The 16,580-nt window shown below is 68.3% G+C and carries 18 protein-coding genes and 1 tRNA gene; 5 read left to right on the forward strand and 14 right to left on the reverse strand.

Translation table 11 applies throughout. The features are described 5' to 3' along the window. Positions 1-94 precede the first annotated feature (94 nt). The 4 genes from gudD (at position 95) to BLR05_RS02215 (ending at position 4,166) form a co-directional block, all read left to right on the forward strand. Positions 95-1,450 (forward strand): glucarate dehydratase, encoded by a 1,356-nt coding sequence (gudD, locus tag BLR05_RS02210; RefSeq protein WP_092832067.1) that lies wholly within the window; start codon positions 95-97, stop codon positions 1,448-1,450. A 46-nt stretch (positions 1,451-1,496) separates the two neighbouring features. Continuing rightward, positions 1,497-1,718: an aldehyde dehydrogenase family protein gene (locus tag BLR05_RS26950; RefSeq protein WP_434802836.1), complete on the forward strand. Its 222-nt coding sequence runs from the start codon at positions 1,497-1,499 to the stop codon at positions 1,716-1,718. Continuing rightward, the gene (locus tag BLR05_RS26440; protein WP_167361171.1) at positions 1,649-1,813 is read left to right on the forward strand and encodes a hypothetical protein; all 165 of its coding nucleotides are present in this window, start codon (positions 1,649-1,651) and stop codon (positions 1,811-1,813) included. Before BLR05_RS26950 ends, BLR05_RS26440 begins: the two co-directional genes overlap by 70 nt. Positions 1,814-1,922: 109 nt before the next feature. Continuing rightward, a complete protein-coding gene (locus BLR05_RS02215) occupies positions 1,923-4,166 on the forward strand; it encodes a type III secretion system effector protein (RefSeq protein ID WP_225978950.1) in 2,244 nt (747 codons plus the stop codon). Here BLR05_RS02215 and BLR05_RS02220 read toward each other — a convergent pair. The 8 genes from BLR05_RS02220 to BLR05_RS02255 all read right to left on the reverse strand — a co-directional run bounded on the left by BLR05_RS02220 (position 4,142) and on the right by BLR05_RS02255 (position 12,016). Further along, positions 4,142-4,747, reverse strand: a complete 606-nt coding sequence (locus BLR05_RS02220; RefSeq protein ID WP_092832068.1) for a hypothetical protein — start codon at positions 4,745-4,747, stop codon at positions 4,142-4,144. The two genes, BLR05_RS02215 and BLR05_RS02220, sit on opposite strands and share 25 nt — an antisense overlap. Positions 4,748-4,835: 88 nt before the next feature. After that, the gene (locus BLR05_RS02225; protein WP_092832069.1) at positions 4,836-6,323 is read right to left on the reverse strand and encodes an ABC transporter substrate-binding protein; all 1,488 of its coding nucleotides are present in this window, start codon (positions 6,321-6,323) and stop codon (positions 4,836-4,838) included. An 89-nt stretch (positions 6,324-6,412) separates the two neighbouring features. Further along, positions 6,413-7,675: a type II toxin-antitoxin system HipA family toxin gene (locus BLR05_RS02230; RefSeq protein ID WP_092832070.1), complete on the reverse strand. Its 1,263-nt coding sequence runs from the start codon at positions 7,673-7,675 to the stop codon at positions 6,413-6,415. Then, positions 7,672-8,145: a helix-turn-helix transcriptional regulator gene (locus BLR05_RS02235; protein ID WP_092832071.1), complete on the reverse strand. Its 474-nt coding sequence runs from the start codon at positions 8,143-8,145 to the stop codon at positions 7,672-7,674. The genes BLR05_RS02230 and BLR05_RS02235 overlap by 4 nt, the downstream gene beginning before the upstream one ends. Before the next feature lie 85 nt (positions 8,146-8,230). Further along, on the reverse strand, positions 8,231-9,100 hold the full coding sequence (locus BLR05_RS02240; RefSeq protein WP_092832072.1) for an ATP-binding cassette domain-containing protein: 870 nt from the start codon (positions 9,098-9,100) through the stop codon (positions 8,231-8,233). Beyond that, the gene (locus tag BLR05_RS02245; RefSeq protein ID WP_092832168.1) at positions 9,097-10,065 is read right to left on the reverse strand and encodes an ABC transporter ATP-binding protein; all 969 of its coding nucleotides are present in this window, start codon (positions 10,063-10,065) and stop codon (positions 9,097-9,099) included. Before BLR05_RS02245 ends, BLR05_RS02240 begins: the two co-directional genes overlap by 4 nt. Before the next feature lie 101 nt (positions 10,066-10,166). Next, positions 10,167-11,054, reverse strand: a complete 888-nt coding sequence (locus BLR05_RS02250; protein ID WP_192883794.1) for an ABC transporter permease — start codon at positions 11,052-11,054, stop codon at positions 10,167-10,169. Beyond that, complete coding sequence (locus BLR05_RS02255) at positions 11,054-12,016, reverse strand: ABC transporter permease (protein ID WP_092832073.1); 963 nt, start codon at positions 12,014-12,016, stop codon at positions 11,054-11,056. The genes BLR05_RS02250 and BLR05_RS02255 overlap by 1 nt, the downstream gene beginning before the upstream one ends. Before the next feature lie 182 nt (positions 12,017-12,198). On the opposite strand from BLR05_RS02255, the gene BLR05_RS02260 reads away from it, so the two are divergent. Beyond that, positions 12,199-12,480, forward strand: coding sequence for a YfhL family 4Fe-4S dicluster ferredoxin (locus BLR05_RS02260; protein ID WP_092832170.1), 282 nt, complete (start codon positions 12,199-12,201; stop codon positions 12,478-12,480). A 36-nt stretch (positions 12,481-12,516) separates the two neighbouring features. On the opposite strand, the gene pth is transcribed toward BLR05_RS02260, so the two are convergent. The 6 genes from pth to BLR05_RS02290 all read right to left on the reverse strand — a co-directional run bounded on the left by pth (position 12,517) and on the right by BLR05_RS02290 (position 16,569). Next, positions 12,517-13,158 (reverse strand): aminoacyl-tRNA hydrolase, encoded by a 642-nt coding sequence (pth, locus tag BLR05_RS02265; protein ID WP_092832074.1) that lies wholly within the window; start codon positions 13,156-13,158, stop codon positions 12,517-12,519. A 128-nt stretch (positions 13,159-13,286) separates the two neighbouring features. Then, the gene (locus BLR05_RS02270; protein WP_092832075.1) at positions 13,287-13,919 is read right to left on the reverse strand and encodes a 50S ribosomal protein L25/general stress protein Ctc; all 633 of its coding nucleotides are present in this window, start codon (positions 13,917-13,919) and stop codon (positions 13,287-13,289) included. Positions 13,920-14,087: 168 nt separating this feature from the next. Beyond that, positions 14,088-15,047 carry a ribose-phosphate pyrophosphokinase gene (locus BLR05_RS02275; protein ID WP_011796658.1) on the reverse strand — a complete coding sequence of 320 codons (960 nt, stop codon included), beginning with the start codon at positions 15,045-15,047 and terminating at the stop codon, positions 14,088-14,090. A 44-nt stretch (positions 15,048-15,091) separates the two neighbouring features. Then, positions 15,092-15,168 (reverse strand) — tRNA-Gln (locus BLR05_RS02280). A 31-nt stretch (positions 15,169-15,199) separates the two neighbouring features. Beyond that, complete coding sequence (gene ispE / locus BLR05_RS02285; RefSeq protein WP_092832076.1) at positions 15,200-16,057, reverse strand: 4-(cytidine 5'-diphospho)-2-C-methyl-D-erythritol kinase; 858 nt, start codon at positions 16,055-16,057, stop codon at positions 15,200-15,202. Positions 16,058-16,065: 8 nt separating this feature from the next. Then, positions 16,066-16,569, reverse strand: a complete 504-nt coding sequence (locus BLR05_RS02290) for a lipoprotein insertase outer membrane protein LolB (RefSeq protein WP_092832171.1) — start codon at positions 16,567-16,569, stop codon at positions 16,066-16,068. Positions 16,570-16,580 lie beyond the last annotated feature (11 nt).

Genomic DNA, 16,580 nt, shown 5'->3' on the forward strand with positions numbered 1-16,580 from the left:
GCCGGTTCCACGGCGTCCGCTGGCGTGGCCTGCTCCGCGGGCGCGCCGGATACGGCACCGGGGGCCGTACTTACTTTCCTTTTTTCCATTCACCATGACATCTTCCGACAACCTCCAGGCCCCGGGCGCCACGCCCGTCATCACCGACCTGCGCGTCGTGCCCGTGGCCGGCCACGACAGCATGCTGCTGAACCTGAGCGGCGCCCACGGCCCTTTCTTCACGCGCAACCTGCTGATCCTGCGCGACAGCGCGGGCCGCACCGGCGTGGGCGAAGTGCCGGGCGGCGAGAAGATCCGGCAGACGCTCGAAGACGCGCGCGCGCTGGTCGTGGGACAGGGCGTGGGCCACCACCGCGCGGTGCTGAACGCGATGCGGGCGCGCTTCGCCGACCGCGACAGCGGCGGCCGCGGCCTGCAGACGTTCGATCTGCGCGTGACGATCCATGCGCTCACCGCCGTGGAGTCGTGCTTCCTCGACCTGCTGGGCCAGCACCTGGGCGTGCCCGTGGCCGCGCTGCTCGGCGACGGACAGCAGCGCGAGGCCGTGCAGGTGCTGGGCTACCTGTTCTACGTGGGCGACCGCCGCAAGACCGACCTGGCCTACCGGGACGAATCCGGCGCAGAGGACGACTGGTTCCGCCTGCGCAACGAGGAAGCACTCACGCCCGGGGCCATCGTGCGCCTGGCCGAGGCCACGCATGCGCGCTACGGCTTCGCCGACTTCAAGCTCAAGGGCGGCGTGCTGCGCGGTGAGGACGAGGTGGAGTCGATCCGCGCGCTGCACGAGCGCTTTCCGCAGGCACGTGTCACGCTCGACCCCAACGGCGGCTGGCTGCTGAAGGATGCCGTGCGCCTCACGCGCGACCTGCACGGCGTGATGGCCTATGCGGAAGATCCGTGCGGCTCCGAGGGCGTGTATTCCGGCCGCGAGGTGATGGCCGAATTCCGCCGCGCCACCGGCCTGCCCACGGCCACCAACATGGTCGCCACCGACTGGCGCGAGATGTCGCACAGCCTGTCGCTGCAGTCGGTGGACATCCCGCTGGCCGACCCGCATTTCTGGACCATGGCTGGATCGGTGCGCGTGGCCCAGGTGTGCGAGGCCTTCGGCCTGACCTGGGGCTCGCACTCCAACAACCACTTCGACGTGTCGCTCGCCATGTTCACCCACGTGGCGGCCGCCGCGCCCGGCAAGGTCACGGCCATCGACACCCACTGGATCTGGCAGGACGGCCAGCACCTCACCCGCGCACCCTACCGGATCAAAGGCGGGCAGATCCAGGTACCGCAACGCCCCGGCCTGGGGCTGGAGCTGGACATGGATGCCGTGGAAGCCGCGCACCGGCTTTACCTGCAGCACGGCCTGGGCGCACGCGACGATGCGGTCGCCATGCAGTACCTCGTGCCGGGCTGGCGCTTCGACAACAAGCGGCCCTGCATGGTGCGCTGAGGGCGGCGGCACCATCGACGTGACCGTTCCCGCCATGGGCAAGCCCATGGCCCGCGTGCCGCGCATTCACCTCACGGGCTCCACCGGAACCGGCCGCACCCTGACGCGCCGGAGCCCGGACATCGTCAAGAAACTCTCGCTGAAGCCGGGTGGCAATGTGCCTTGCATCGTGTTCGGCGATGCCGACCTGGACGCGGCGTGCAGGGCGCCACCGTGCTGGCCGATGCGCCGCGGATGCGGTCCGACGGCGACCCGTTCGGCGGCGTGAAGCAATCGGGCCGGTGGCGCGAGGGCTACAGCTACGGAGTCGGCGGCTTTCTGGTCATCAAGTACCTGCGCCCGGACGCGATGCGCTCCTCCTGAAACTTCGAAAACCACGACATCGCTTCGCTCGGCCTGCCGTGGTGTCTCCAACTGGTCATTCTTAATGTGCTGGATATAAGTTATCCGATCAGAGGAGCAGGGGTTTGCAATGGACAACAACATCATCAGTCATCGCGCATCCGGCCGAATGAGCAAACTGCAGTCCCCGGTCTCCGATGCGGAGGTTGGACAGGGAAAGCCAGACACGGCGAGTGCATCCAATGCACCGGGACCACTTACCGGCCTGCACGCGCGGGCGACGGATTACGGCCCGGAGGCCGCGGTGCGGCCCCGCGTCAGCTTGGCGTCCGCCACCGGAGCCGCCGAGTCCGGGACGATCCTGGATTTGGAGGCAGGCATTACCGAGCCGCAGGGAACCGTGCAGGTGGAGCGGGGCGGTGCGATTGCTTCCACACCGGCCGCACGGCTCGTTGCTCTGCAGCGCATGCAGGTGTCGCTCGCGACGCAATCATCCCGGGAGGTCAATCCACAGATGGCCGTGGACCTGGTGAACCGCTTGCGTCCGCTCATGCGGCAGATACCCACGCACTCGGACCTCATGAGGGAGGTGTCGGAAACCGATGTACGGGCATGGTACGGAGCCCAGGGCCTGGACCGGGAGGACGTGGATGCACTGCGGCGCAGCGCTTTCCTGTCAGGCTTGCCGAATCCCACCGGATCGTTCATGAACAACGCGCTGCAATATATCGTCTCGCCGTGGGTCAACTACGCCACCGGCGATCCCTGGGCCGGCGCCGGGATCGGGTTCGGCACGGCCGCCATCGCTGCTCCCATGAATGCCCTGCAGCAGTCGGCCGTTGTGACCCTGTGCGAGTCGCTTCGCGAGCGTCACGGCCCAGTGATCGTTCCCGACAAGAAGAACATCAACGACAGGCACTGGCTGCCCGAACTCTCCAAAGCGCTGGAACACGAAGTCGTTCAGTTCAGCGCCCTGCACGACCGGTTGCGCGCTACGCTGGCAGAGCACGGCATCCAGGCGGATCAGGGAGGTCCACCCGATGCCGTGCTTGCGGCGCTTTCCGGGCTTACCCGCGAGGCGCGCCAAGAACTGCACCTGCAGGTGAGGCAGTGGCTGGACTCCGAGAAGAAACTGCACAGGACCCATGGAGAATTCCTGATGACGCAGGGAGCGCATGAACGCCAATGGATGGGCAACAGGTGGCAGTTCGTGCCCCGGACCTTGCGTTCACCCGCAGCCAGCCTGCTGGGGCTGGTGGGCAAGTCGGGAGCCGCCCGGGTCCTGCCGCCCACGCTGCAGGTGGTTGCCTCCCTCATGCTGACGGCAGCCCAGCACGTCGCCGCGGGTTTCGACGAAAGGGCCAAGCAGGAATACAACAATGTCCTGAACCTGCTCTACGGACAATTCTTCACCGCTTCGGGTACCGACAAGCTGGCCCGTGGGCAGCCATTGGAAGCGGATGACATCGATACCGCAAAGCTTCGGGGCTTCATCTCGATGCCGGTGCAGTCCCTGGTCAAGCGAGTTTCAGCGGATGTGGGGCGGCAGGTGACAACCTTGCGGGAACTGCTGGCCGATCGCCCGCCGGCCGTCGGGCAGGGGGACACCGACAGTCGGGCGAGCGATCGTGCGGCCCTCGCCGGGATGGAGAACGATGCGGCGCTGCTCGGGCAAGGGCGGTTGTCGGAATTGGACCCCGACGGACTCGCGCAGTCCCTTCTCCTCGCATCGGAAAAGTCGGTGATCTCAGAGCAGCTATTGCGGGATCTCGTTGCCAAGTACACGGTGAAGGAGTTTTCCGCGCAGACCGCGCAGCGGCTCGGGCAGGCCTTCCACCTCGGGGTCTTCGGCAGTGCCGCGTCCTCGATCATCGGCAAGGTGACGTCTGCGGCATCCGGAGGCACGCGGCAGGCCCCGGTCGCGCAGACCGTGGGGGTTTCGGTGCTGTCCGGGGTCATGGCGGCCATCGGAGCGAGCAACCAGCACACGGCCATTTCCGTCAAGAACAACCGGCGCGAGGGCGAAGTCGATGTCGGTCTTGGGAGGCAGGTGCTGCGCGGCGTCATGGGCGGCCTGAGCGAATCGCTGGCCCAGCGCCGCGGATCACGTGCGGGTCTGGACATGAAGGCTTTGCTGGCCCAGGACCAGGTCGGGAACCTGCTGGGTTTCGCTAAATCACTAAACCAGCAGTTGAGCGCAGAATTCGAAGTCGCGCCCGAGATCCTCTCCCTGTCCGAGGCTGGCAGGGTACTGGGTCCGGGCCATACCTCTGCAGCGGGTGCGACGGAAATAGTGATCGAGATGGACCCAAACCAGGCCACCTCCGGGATGCGCCTGACTGCGGCGTCTCATCCGCCCACCAGCGCCAGGTAGGCCCGCCGCGTTTCCGGCGATACCGATTCCACCAACTGCTGGTGCGGCGTCCGGTGGCGGGCCACCATGCGCGCCGAGGCCACCGTCTTCGACTTGCAGAACCAGTGGCAGGTGTGCTGCATCAGCAGCAGCTCCGCGGTCAGCGTGAAGGCCTTGTCGCGCTGCGTGAGGCCGGCATCATTGCGCACACCGCGCGCGATGCCTTGGGCGTGGACCACGAATGCCTGCCGCAGGTCGAACGACGCGGCAGGAAACAGCTGCAGCGCGAAGGGCAGTGCCACCGGGATGCGGCTCACGCGCGTCTTCTCGTGCGGCACTTGCGAGAACTCCGCCGCGAAGCGCTGGAACTGCTCCGCCAGTTGCTGCTCCGTGGTGCGCAGCAACTGCCAGATCTGGTCGCGCCTCGCTTCCTCCTTCTCGCCGAGCGCCCGCAGATAGCCCTCCAGCAGGTTCTCCATGAGCTTTTCGATCTGGTAGTTCGCCAGGTGGCGGGCCAGCAGCCCGATGCGGCGGCGCTGCTGCCGCAGGTTCAGCACGTGCACGCCGGCGGCGATGAAGGCCGCCATGATCAGGATATCCATTCGGTGGGTGTGTCCAGGGGGAGTAGGTGCGGTGAAGGGGCGTGCTGCTGGTTCAGGCCCGGAACATGCGGCAGCGGGGGGGGGGCCGTCACGCCCATGACAGGGCCGACAGATCGTTGGCGAAGATGGGCATGTCCTTCCACAGGCCTCGCAGGTTGCGGTTCGCCACCGTGGCCCATTGCGCCTGGTAGAGGAATGCATGCACGCAGTCCTCCGCCAGCAGCCGCTGCGCATCGCCCAGCAGCCGGGCCCGGTCGGCGGGATTGGCCGCGCTCCTGATCTGCTCGTAGAGCGCGTCGAACCGCGGAGAGCGGTATCCCCAGTAGTAGTCGGGCTTGGCGAAATTGCCCAGGTCGAAAGGCTCCACGTGGGATATCAGCGTGAGGTCGTAGTTCTTGTTGGCATAGGTGCCGCTCAGCCACTGAGCCCATTCCACGTTCCTCGGCTTCGCCACGATCCCCACCTTGGCGAGCTGCGCCGCGATCACCTCGCCGCCCTGGCGCGCGTAGGGCGTGGGGGGCAGCGTCATCGTGAGTTCGAGCGGCGTTTTCACGCCGGCCTCGGCCAGCAGCCGCCGGGCCTTGTCGGGGTCGTAGGGGTTGATGCCCGTAGTGTCCACGTAGCCGAATGCGCCCGGAACGTAATGGCTGCCGATCGGCGCGCCCAGGCCGTCCGCGCCACCCTGGATGACGGCCTTGCGGTCGATGGCCGCCGCGATGGCCCGGCGCACGCGCACGTCGTCCAGCGGCTTGCGCTGGTTGTTGATCGCGAGGATGGTTTTGGCGCGGGAGCCGCTCACGATCACCTGGAAGCGCGGGTTGGCCTTGAACTGGGGCACGGCGCGCGGCGCCACGCGGGGGAACGCGTCCACGTCACCCGCCATCAGTGCCGCCACCTGGGCGGCGGGGTCCGAGATGAAGCGGAACACCGCGCGGCGGATCTTCGCCGTGCCGGGCGTGCGGTAGCCGTCCCACGCGGACAGCGTGACGGAAGCCCCCTGGTTCCAGGCCGTGAACTGGTAGGGGCCGGTGCCGACCGGCCGCACGCCGTTGCCCTCGGCACTCGTGGGCTCCACGATCGCTGACGTGGCCTGGCCCAGCAGGAACAGCAGGTCCGGATCGACCTCCTTGTTGATGACCACTACCGTGTGCTCGTCCACCACCTGCGTGGTGAGGTTCGCGAAGGTGCGCTTGTCCTTGTTCGTGCTTTTCTCGCCGGACGCACGGTCGAAGGAATACTTCACCGCCGCGGCATTGAAGGGGGCGCCATTGTGGAATTTCACGCCCCGGCGCAGGTGGAACGTGATGGTCTTCAGGTCCGGGGAGATGTCCCAGCGCTCCGCCAGCAGCGGGGAGGTGCTGCCGTCGGGGTTGATGCGGGTCAGCGTCTCGAACAGGTTGTAGAGCGTGATCTCGCCGATGGCCGACGCAGCTCCGGACGTCGGATCCAGGCCCGGCGGCTCCAGCGTCATGGCCAGCACGACGGTGTCCTTGCGGGGCTGGGCCAGGGCTGGCAGCGGCAGTGCCAGCGGCGAGGCGGCAGCTGCGGCGAGGAGGGTGCGGCGGTCGATGGGCATGGGGTGGCGTGTCTCCGTTCGGTCCGGGTGTGTTTGTACACCACGCGGCGCATTCCGCCATGCCGGCCGGCATCGCCGGGCCGCGCCGATCAGAGAAATGCCTGCCTTTGCCGATGCAGGGCTTCCCGGTCGATGCTGGCCCGCAGCACTTCCAGGTCGGCATCGCACACTCCCGTGCGGGCGAAGTGGGCCTTCCAGCCATCGACCGTGCGCGCCACCTGCCGCACCAGTTCGAGGGCCCTCGGCGCGCGGATGCCGAATTCGCTCAGTTCCGTCATGGCGTTGTCGAGGCTCGATTCGGCGCCGGCCGCGCCGACCGACATGGCCTGGCAGCCCAGGTTCTGCAACGTCGGCACCACGTCGTAGGCGGGCGAGAGTGCGTAATAGCCGTCGAAGTCCAGGCGCAGGCTGTGATTGCGTTCGTGGTCGTCGGTGTTGTCCATGAGGATGTTGAACACCATGCGCCTGAACAGCTCCTCGCGCTGAGCGGCCTGTGTGTCCGGATGGCCCAGGCGCAGCAGGACGGTGGCCAGGGCCCCGTAGCTCTCGTCCAGCCCTGCCGCCCGCAGCGCCGTCCGTGCCGAAATGCAATGCATGCGGTGGCGGCCCCGCCGGTCGAAGCGCTGGATCGTCAATGCATGGCGTGCCTTGCCGTGGCGCGGTGGAACGGGCAGCACGCCCGTCTGCGCCACGTCGATGCCGGCCATCGCGGCCAGGGTCATGGTGGCGTGCTCGACCAGGGGCGTGTCCACCGTGTCGTCCAGTTCGCTGAACTTGACCACGCACGGCCCTGCGGCGGTGTGCAGCAGGGCCTTGGGCCGCGCGCCGCCCAGCGTGACCCCGGGCTGCAGCAGGCGCTGCATGGCCTCCGTGACCGGGGCCTGGGTCTGGGCTTCGTCGATGGCGGCGCTCAGCATCCCCAGGTCCCGCAGCTGCGGATAAGGGCCCAGGGTGCGCGGCACATATTGCCGGGCCGACACCGACACCCCCAGAGCCCCGAAGCGGTCGTCGCCCGCGAACAGCAGCATCTCCAGGATAGACAGGCGCCCCGGACGGTCGATATGGCGGATGATGCGCTCGCCCCAGCGGTCCGGCCGGGCATCGTCGATGGCGCCCGGCGCGCTGCCTTTCTCTGCCGCCGTGAATGGATGGCCCGGCATGATGGGCAGGTCCTCGCTCAGCGGGAAGTGCCACCAGCCCTCGTCGTAGGAGAAAGTGGCGCAGTCCGGCACCAGCTCCGACAGCCGCAGCGTGCCGACCTTCACCGGGTAGTCGGGGTTCACCAGGGCCCACAGGTGCAGCTCATCCTGCGGAACGTAGGTGCGCGGGTGGACGCTGCCGTTGTCGGTCATTCGCGTGGGGGCTTCGTGGGGTGCAGCAGCGCCGCCAGCCCGGCCGCCTGGCTGGCAGCATCCGGGCCCGGCCCGGACACGCCGAATGCCGGAAGCGGCCCGGAGGCTCGTGGTACCCGAAGCCTGGCGGGTTCCCTGCCGTCGCGGGGACGCGACGCAGGGCGGCGCGAGCGTGCCAGGGCCACCTCCCGTTCCAGCGCCGCACGGTCATGCGCGGGGGCGGCCAGGTCCGCGAGCCCTTGCGCCTGGTTGATCAACCACAGGCACATCACATAGGAGGCCATGGCCACGGAGGGATCTCCGCGCTCGATGCGCGCCATGGTGGGCTGCGATACCCCCAGCTTCCTGGCCCACTGCGCCTGCGTTTCACCGCGCCGCTTGCGGGCGGTGGCAATGTTCTCGGCGAGCTGGCCGATCTGCTGCAGCACGGCCTGGGGGTAGTCGGCAGGACGGGTATTCTGGCGGGGCATTCATAGATGTTACCCGGATGCCAAAAATACGTAAATCTATGAATTAAATATTCATAGAAGAATGAAATGACCGTACCTTGAAAATCTATGAATAGAGTGTCTCCCGGCCATGGACGGGAAGCACCCGGGGAACGGCTGCCACCAGTTCGCGGGTGTAGGGATGCACAGGGGACCGGAACAGCACTTCGGGGCTCCCGCGCTCCACGATGCGGCCTTCCCTGAGCACCACGACCTCCTCGCACAGATGGCGTACCACGGCCAGGTCGTGGCTGATGAGCAGCAGGGAGAGTCCGGCCTGCTCCTGCAGGTCCTGCAGCAGGTTCAGCACCTGGGCCTGCACCGAGACGTCGAGCGCGCTCACCGGCTCGTCGGCCACGACCAGGGCCGGGCGGGTGACGATGGCCCGCGCGATCGCAATGCGCTGGCGCTGCCCTCCGGAAAACTCGTGCGGATACTTGCCCGCGTCGGACGGGCGCAGGCCCACCTGGGCCAGTACTTCGGCCACGCGCTCGCGCTGCTGCGGGCGGGGCACGCCCTCCAGCGCCGCCAGCGGCTCGGCCACGATGCGCTCCACGGTCATGCGCGGATCCAGCGAGCCATATGGGTCCTGGAACACCATCTGTACGTCGCGCCGGGCCGCGCGCAGCTCTGCCGCATCGAGCGCATGCAGATCGCGCCCCCGCAGCCGCACCTGGCCCGCGGTCGGCGCGTCCAGCGCCATCACGAGCCGCGCCAGTGTGGACTTGCCAGAGCCGGATTCGCCCACCACCCCCAGGCTGCGGCCGGGTGCCAGCGTGAAATCCACGCCGTCCAGTGCCCGGAAGCGTGGTGGCGGCGCCCACAGGCGCTCGCGCGGCAGCGGGTAGTCGCGCACCAGGCCGCTCACATCCAGCAGCGGTGCCGGCAGCACGGCCGCATCCGCCACTGCGAGGTCCGGAGCGTCCTGCCGGTTCACCGCCGTACCTCCGTCGCCTGCGCAGCCTCCACGGCCTCCAGCCGGATGCAGCGCGCGTGGTGCGCCGGCCCCACGTCCACCGGCTCCGGCAATCCGGCGTCGCAGTCCGGCACCGTGAAGGCGCAGCGGCCCGCGAACGGACAACCCGGCGGCAGCGCTCCGATCTCCGGCACCGTGCCGGGAATGGTCGGCAGCCGTGCCCGGCCGCCGAGGGCCGTGCCCGCGTTGCCGGAATCGTCCGTCCAGCGCGGCCGCGCGGCGAACAGACCCTGCGTGTAGGGATGGGCCCGGTGCGCGAACACCTCGCGCGTCGGGCCGTCCTCGACCACGCTGCCGCCATACATCACCAGCACCCGGTCCACGCTCTGCGCGACCACGCCCAGATCGTGCGAGATCAGCACCAGCGCCATGCCCCGCTCGGCCACGAGTCCCGCGATCAGCTCCAGAATCTGGCGCTGCACGGTGGCGTCCAGTGCGGTCGTCGGTTCATCGGCGATCAGCACGTCCGGCCCGCAGGCCAGGGCCATGGCGATGGTGATGCGCTGGCGCTGCCCCCCCGAGAATTCATGCGGATAGGCGCCGAAGCGGTGCGCTGCCCGCGGTATGCCCACGCGGTCCAGCAATGCCACCGCGCGCGCGCGCGCCTCGGTGCGCCCCAACCCCAGATGCCGCCGCAGTGGCTCGGCCACCTGCGCACCGATGGTGTGCACGGGGTTGAGCGCCGTCATCGGTTCCTGGAACACCATCGCGATGCGCCGCCCGCGCAGGCGCGCCAGCGCGGCGTCGGGCAGGTCCAGCAATTCCTGGCCCTCGAAGCGCACGCGGCCCGTGGCGCGTGCGCCTTCGGGCAGAAGGCCCATGAGCGCCATCGCGGTGAGCGACTTCCCGCAGCCCGACTCGCCCACCAGGCCGAGCGTGCCGCCGCGTGCGAGCATGAAATCCACCCCGTGCACCGCCCGCGCCATGCCCTGGCGGGTGGGCAGGTCCACCCGGAGGCCGCGCACCTCGAGCAGGGCGCCGGGGGCGGGTGAGGGAGTCGTGCTGGAAGTCACTGGCGGTCCTTCGTTCAGCGGTGGCGCGCCAGGCGTGGATCGAGCAGATCGCGCAGGCCGTCGCCCAGCAGGTTCAGCCCCAGCACCGCCAGCGCGATCGCCAGCCCGGGCCACACGGCCAGCAGGGGGGCCTGGAACATCAGCGTCTGCGCCTCGCTCAGCATCCGGCCCCACGAAGGCTGTGGCGGCTGCGTGCCCAGGCCCAGGTAGGACAGGGCGGCCTCGGCCAGGATCGCCAGCGCGAACTGGATCGTCGCCTGCACGGTCAGCACGGCGGCGATGTTGGGCAGCACGTGCTCCAGCGTGATGCGCCAGGGACCCTTGCCGCACGCGCGCGCCGCCAGCACGTACTCCCGCGCCCAGACGGCCTTGGCCGAGGCGCGCGCCACGCGTGCGAAGGTCGGGATGTTGAAGATACCGATGGCGATGATCGAATTCACCACGCCGGCGCCCCAGACGGCGGTCAGCATGATGGCCGAGAGGATGGCGGGAAACGCGAACGTGAAATCCGCCAGCCGCATCACGGCCTCTTCCACCCAGCCCCGCCGGGCCGCGGCCAGCAGCCCGAGTGCCGAGCCGGCCGTGAGCCCGATGCCCACCGCGATCACACCCACCAGGATCGAATTGCGCGCGCCCACGAGCAGCAGCGAAGCCACGTCGCGCCCGTACGCATCCGTGCCCAGCCAGTGCGCGGCTCCGGGCGGCAGGAGGGCCGCACCCATGTCCATGTCGTAGGGTGATCCGGGCGTCCATGCGAAGGAAAGCCCGGCCGCCAGTGCCATCAGCAGTGTCAGCGCGGCCCCGAGGGCGAAGCTGGGATGCCGCAGTGCGCGCCGCAGCCCGTCCACCGCCATGGCGGTCCGGGTGGCGGCAGGTGCGGTGGCATGGAGCGGCGTTCGCATCAGAGTCCGCTCGCTTTCAAGCGGGGATCGATCGCCGCGTAGATCAGGTCCACGGCGAAGTTCACCACGATCACCATGGCCGCCAGCAGCATCACGCAATTGCGCACCACGACCAGGTCGCGGTTCGCGATGGACTGGAAGATCAGCCGGCCCAGCCCCGGCATGTAGAAGACGTTTTCCACCACGATCGTGCCGGCCAGCAGGTTCGCGAACTGCAGCCCCATCACGGTGACCACGGGAATCATCGCGTTGCGCAGCACGTGGCCCCAGAGCGCCGAGCGGCGCGACAGGCCCTTGGCCCGGGCCGTGCGCACGAAATCCTCGCGCAGCACCTCCAGTACCGCGGAACGGGTGATGCGCGCGAGGATGGCCGCCTGCACCACCGCCAGCGAGACGGCCGGCAGCAGCAGCGCCTGCAGCGCCGCAAGCGGCCCGCCGCCCGCCGCTTCGGTCCAGCCGGGGAATCCGCCCGCCGAGAACCACTGCAGCTTCACCGAGAACAGCAGGATCAGCAGGATCGCGAACCAGAAGTTCGGGATCGCGATGCCGATCTGCGCCAGGCCCATCATCCCCACGTCACCCCAGCGGCGATGGTGGGAGGCCGCGTACACCCCGGCCAGCAGTGCGAGCACGGTGGTGATCGCCATCGCCATCAGCGCCAGCGGCACCGTCAGGGCCAGCCTTTCCAGCACCAGGTCGCGCACGGGCGTGCCGTAGGCATGGCTGGTGCCCATGTCGCCCGACAGCAGCCCGCCGATCCACTGCATGTAGCGCAGCGGCGCGGGCTGGTCCAGGCCCAGCCGGGCGGCCAGCGCCGCCACTGCCTCGGGCGATGCGTCGGGGCCCATCATGACCTGTGCGGCATTGCCGGGAAGGATCTCCAGCACCAGGAATACGACCACCGATGCCCCGGCAAGCGTGGCGGCGAACGTGAGCAGGCGCTTGAGAAGGAGCGGTCCCATGGAGAGGCGGTCGGGGGCGTGGGCGTGAAAGGCGCAGCATAGCGGCAAACCTGCCCGGAGCCGTCGCCCGATGCGGAGCCGGCGCCCCCTGGCGCGGCATGGAGATGGCGGGCTGGGATAATCCTTCGCATGACGCCCGTTTCCCGCACGCCCGCCGTGCTCCGCTCCACCCGGAGGCACCCATGGCCCTGATGATCACCGAGGAGTGCATCAACTGCGACGTGTGCGAGCCCGAGTGCCCCAACCACGCCATCTACCTGGGCGAGGCCACCTACGAAATCGACCCGGACAAATGCACCGAGTGCGTGGGGCACTTCGATGAGCCGCAGTGCGTGCAGATCTGCCCCGTGGCCTGCATCCCTGTGAATCCCCGTCATGTCGAGAGCCGCGAGACGCTCATGCAGAAGTACCTGCGCCTGACCGGAACGGCCGATGCCGGGGCTCCGGCTCGCCCTTCGGAGTAATTTTCCGCCGGGCAGGGCGCCGCGCCGCGACCCGGCTTACTCGCCGCCGGGCGCGGCAGGCGCGTTCACCGGGGCGTCGGCGGGCCGCGGGGGCTTCGGCCGTGGCGGCTTGGTCGTGTGTACCAGCAGCGTGGCCTTGCCCATGTCTCCGGCCAGCATGGCGGGCGCGGCTTTCAGGGAATGGGCGATGCTGTCCTCGATCAGCGTGCGGTGGTCGGGCGACGGCTTCTTGAGCACCCAGTTCGCGACTTCTGCCTTCACGCCCGGATGTCCTATGCCGATGCGCAGGCGCCAGTAGTCCGGCGAGCCCAGCTGGGCGTGGATGTCGCGCAGGCCGTTGTGCCCCGCGTGGCTGCCGCCGCGCTTGAGCTTGGCCTGCCCCGGCACGATGTCCAGCTCGTCGTGCGCCACCAGGATCTCCTGTGGCTGGATCTTGAAGAAGCGGGCCAGCGCGGCCACGGACTTGCCCGACAGGTTCATGAAGGTCTGCGGCTGCAGCAGCCACACGCTCTGCCCGCCCACGCTCGCCCGGGCAGCCAGCCCGTGGTAGGCCCGCTCCGGCACCAGTTGCACCTTCAGCTCGCGGGCCAGCCCGTCGATCCACCAGAAGCCCGCGTTGTGCCGCGTGGCGTCGTAATCCGGCCCGGGGTTGCCCAGGCCCACAAACAGTTTGATCATGGTGCGCGCGATTATCCGGGGAGTGCCGTCGGGCGCTCCAAAAAACAACGGCCCACGCGCTCGCAAGCGGTGGGCCGTGGCCGGCGAGGGCAGCCCGCCAGGGGCCGCCTTCGGTCAGCGGGCAGGAGTTACTTCTTGCCCTTCTTGGCGGGCGCAGCGGCCGGAGCAGCCGCGCCTTCGGCCGGTGCCTCGACTTCGGCCACCGGTGTCACCACGGACACCAGCACCGGGTTCTGCTGGCTGCCACGCACCACGGCAGACACGCCGCGGGGCAGCTTGATGTCCTTCAGGTGCAGCGAACGGCCCTTTTCCAGCTTGCTCAGGTCCACGTTGATGAACTCGGGCAGGTCGGACGGCATGCAGGACACGTCCAGTTCGGTCGCCACGGGGTTGACCATGCACTTGTCGATCTTCACGGCCGGGGATTCCTCGGCGCCGGAGAAGTGCAGCGGCACCTTCATGTGCAGCTTGGTCTTCTCGTCCACGCGCTGGAAGTCGATGTGCAGGACCAGTTGCTTGTAGGGGTGGTATTGCACGTCGCGCAGCAGGACCTTGCTGGTCTGGCCGGCCAGTTCCATGTCCAGCACGCTGGAGTGGAAGGCTTCCTTCTTCAGGGCGTGCCACAGGGCGTTGTGGTCCACCTCGATGAATTGGGGTTCGGCGGAACCACCATAGACGATGCCGGGCGTCTTGCCCGAATTGCGCAGACGGCGGCTCGCACCCGTACCTTGCTTGGCGCGCTCAAAAGCGACGAAGTTCATGTTTCACTCCTGTGGGGGCCTGCCGCGACCAGCGGGCCCTGCGTTGACGAAGGCCCGCGCCAGGATGGCTGCGGGCCCGTGGGGTTGTTCCCGAACGCGCAAGCCTCCCGAAGGAGGCCTGGCATCTGCCGCACCGGCCGGCAGGCCGGGGCAGGGGAGGAAGGATCCTCAGTCCGAGAACAGGCTCATCACCGACTCCCCCTTGGCAATGCGCTGGATCGTCTCGGCGATCAGCGGTGCCACGGAGAGCTGGCGAATCTTGGTGCATCCCTTGCCGGCTTCGCTCAAGGGAATGGTGTTGGTGACGACGACCTCGTCGAGCGCATCACCCTGGGAAATGCGGTCGATGGCGGGGCCCGAGAAGATCGGGTGCGTGCAATAGGCGTACACCTTCTTGGCGCCGCGCTCCTTGAGCACCTCGGCGGCCTTCACGAGGGTGCCGGCCGTATCGATCATGTCATCCATGATCACGCAGTTGCGGCCTTCGATCTCGCCGATCACGTGCATCACTTCCGAGACGTTGGCCTTCGGGCGGCGCTTGTCGATGATGGCGAGGTCGCAGCCGAGCTGCTTGGCCAGTGCGCGCGCGCGCACCACGCCGCCCACGTCGGGCGACACGACGATCAGGTCTTCATAGTTCTTCTGGCGCAGGTCGCCGAGCAGCACGGGGGACGCGTAGATGTTGTCCACCGGGATGTCGAAGAAGCCCTGGATCTGGTCGGCGTGCAGGTCCATCGTCAGCACGCGGGCGACGCCGACGGCCTGCAGCATGTTGGCCACCACCTTGGCCGAGATCGGCACGCGCGTGGAGCGCGGGCGGCGGTCCTGGCGGGCATAGCCGAAATAGGGAATCACGGCACTGATGCGTTCGGCGGATGCGCGCTTGAGCGCATCGACCATGATCAGCAGTTCCATGAGATTCTCGTTCGTGGGGGCGCAGGTGGACTGCACCACGAACACGTCGCGGGCACGGACGTTTTGCTTGATTTCTACGGTCACTTCTCCGTCGGAGAAGCGGGCCACATCGATGGCGCCGAGGCTCGTGCCGAGATGCCGGGCGATATCAGCGGCCATGCCTGGATTGGCATTGCCGGTGAAAACCATGAAGTCGGGGTGGTTGGCTTGCATGCGAGACCCAGCAGTCTGAAGTAAATGCCCGAGGCAAAAAGCTTTGGCAGGGGAAGAAGGATTCGAACCTTCGCATGCCGGAATCAAAATCCGGTGCCTTAACCAGCTTGGCGACTCCCCTACACAGGTTGACTGCCTGATGGCAATCCACCTCAATCTTCATCTGCTGCCCACCCTGCGAGGGGGTGGAGCCTCAGATTATCACATACTTTTGCCCTCCATCCGGTGGGCAGATCGAATAAATCGATCGCATGTGCCATTTGCGCAAACACCGCACTTCCCGAGCCGGTCATCCGGGCCTGCAGTCCTTTGTTCCCAAGCCATTGGATGGCTTGCGAGACCTCGGGGCAGAGCGTTTCGGCGACCGGCTGCAGTGCGTTCTTACCAAATTGGTAGTGTGCTGCAGCAAAGCCTGAGATTGTAGCATGCTCTGAATCGCGTTCCAGAGAAGGAGACGAAAAAATCGATTTCGTATCCAGTCCGGCTTCGGGCTTGACTACCACGAACCGGCTCTGCGGCAGCGCATGCACGTTCTCGAGCGGCGTAATTGTCTCACCGATTCCTTCGACCCAGGCGTTCCTGCCGCGCAAAAAGAAAGGAATGTCTGCCCCGAGCGACAGTCCGATGTGCTCGAGCGCCGGGCGGCCCAGCCCCAGTCCCCACAGCCGGTTGAGGGCGAGCAGCGTGGTCGCCGCATCCGAGGAGCCTCCGCCCATGCCGGCCTGCGCGGGAATGGACTTCTCCAGGGTGATATGCACACCCGTGCGCGTGCCCGTGGCCTCCTGCAGCGCGCGGGCTGCGCGGGTGCAGAGGTCGTCGGCCGGAAGATCGGCACCCATGTCCTCCCGGCTGATCCCGCCGCCTGGGCGCACCTCGAAATGCAGCGTGTCGCACCAGTCGATCAGCATGAAGGCCGACTGCAGCAGGTGGTAGCCGTCGGGCCGGCGCCCGGTGATGTGCAGGAACAGGTTGAGCTTTGCCGGGGCGGGCAGGTCGTGGATCGCGCGCATGGATCGGCTCAGCGGTCCAGCACGATGCGCAGCGTGGCCTCCGGCAGCGGACTCTGGCGCTGGGCGGTCAGCCGGCCATCGTCCAGCCGGCTGGTATCGACTGTCCAGCCGGGCACTGCCACTGCGTTTCCCTGCAGCCAGGCGAAGAGCGCGGCGACGGGCAGGGCGCTGCCCGTCAGCTCGAGCACCAGCGCGTCGAGCGATGGGGAGGTGCGGCGTTCGCCGCCCTTCTGCAGCACGGCGCCGGCGGGAGACCACTCCAGAGTGGCCAGCACGTTGCCCAGGGGATTCAGGAGCACGAGCTCCCCCTGCTGCGGTCCGCCGCTCAGTTCGAATCCGGCGCTGACGGGGTTCACTGCGGGATCATCCACCTGCAGCGCCATGCGGCCGTTCCACTGCCGGGTGCCCGCCTGCTCCGCGGTCCCGGGTGGGCGGGGTGGGCTGGCACATCCCGCCAGCACGAGGGCGGTTCCCGCCAGGGCGCCCAGCAGGCTGCGGCGCAGCGGACGCATCGCCACGGGCA

It is taken from the genome of Paracidovorax cattleyae, from assembly GCF_900104515.1.
GTDB classification, from domain to species: domain Bacteria; phylum Pseudomonadota; class Gammaproteobacteria; order Burkholderiales; family Burkholderiaceae_C; genus Paracidovorax; species Paracidovorax cattleyae.

Coding starts and splice junctions, on each gene's coding strand:
- BLR05_RS02275 (WP_011796658.1), bottom strand. CDS start 15,047: ATGCAAGCCAACCACCCCGACTTCATGGTTTTCACCGGCAATGCCAAT.
- pth (WP_092832074.1), bottom strand. CDS start 13,158: ATGATCAAACTGTTTGTGGGCCTGGGCAACCCCGGGCCGGATTACGAC.
- BLR05_RS02215 (WP_225978950.1), top strand. CDS start 1,923: ATGGACAACAACATCATCAGTCATCGCGCATCCGGCCGAATGAGCAAA.
- BLR05_RS02245 (WP_092832168.1), bottom strand. CDS start 10,065: ATGGCGCGGGCGGTGCACGGGGTGGATTTCATGCTCGCACGCGGCGGC.
- gudD (WP_092832067.1), top strand. CDS start 95: ATGACATCTTCCGACAACCTCCAGGCCCCGGGCGCCACGCCCGTCATC.
- BLR05_RS02260 (WP_092832170.1), top strand. CDS start 12,199: ATGGCCCTGATGATCACCGAGGAGTGCATCAACTGCGACGTGTGCGAG.
- BLR05_RS02225 (WP_092832069.1), bottom strand. CDS start 6,323: ATGCCCATCGACCGCCGCACCCTCCTCGCCGCAGCTGCCGCCTCGCCG.
- BLR05_RS02290 (WP_092832171.1), bottom strand. CDS start 16,569: ATGCGTCCGCTGCGCCGCAGCCTGCTGGGCGCCCTGGCGGGAACCGCC.
- BLR05_RS02220 (WP_092832068.1), bottom strand. CDS start 4,747: ATGGATATCCTGATCATGGCGGCCTTCATCGCCGCCGGCGTGCACGTG.
- BLR05_RS02255 (WP_092832073.1), bottom strand. CDS start 12,016: ATGGGACCGCTCCTTCTCAAGCGCCTGCTCACGTTCGCCGCCACGCTT.
- BLR05_RS02250 (WP_192883794.1), bottom strand. CDS start 11,054: ATGCGAACGCCGCTCCATGCCACCGCACCTGCCGCCACCCGGACCGCC.
- BLR05_RS02230 (WP_092832070.1), bottom strand. CDS start 7,675: ATGACCGACAACGGCAGCGTCCACCCGCGCACCTACGTTCCGCAGGAT.
- BLR05_RS26950 (WP_434802836.1), top strand. CDS start 1,497: ATGGCCCGCGTGCCGCGCATTCACCTCACGGGCTCCACCGGAACCGGC.
- ispE (WP_092832076.1), bottom strand. CDS start 16,057: ATGCGCGCGATCCACGACCTGCCCGCCCCGGCAAAGCTCAACCTGTTC.
- BLR05_RS02235 (WP_092832071.1), bottom strand. CDS start 8,145: ATGCCCCGCCAGAATACCCGTCCTGCCGACTACCCCCAGGCCGTGCTG.
- BLR05_RS02270 (WP_092832075.1), bottom strand. CDS start 13,919: ATGAACTTCGTCGCTTTTGAGCGCGCCAAGCAAGGTACGGGTGCGAGC.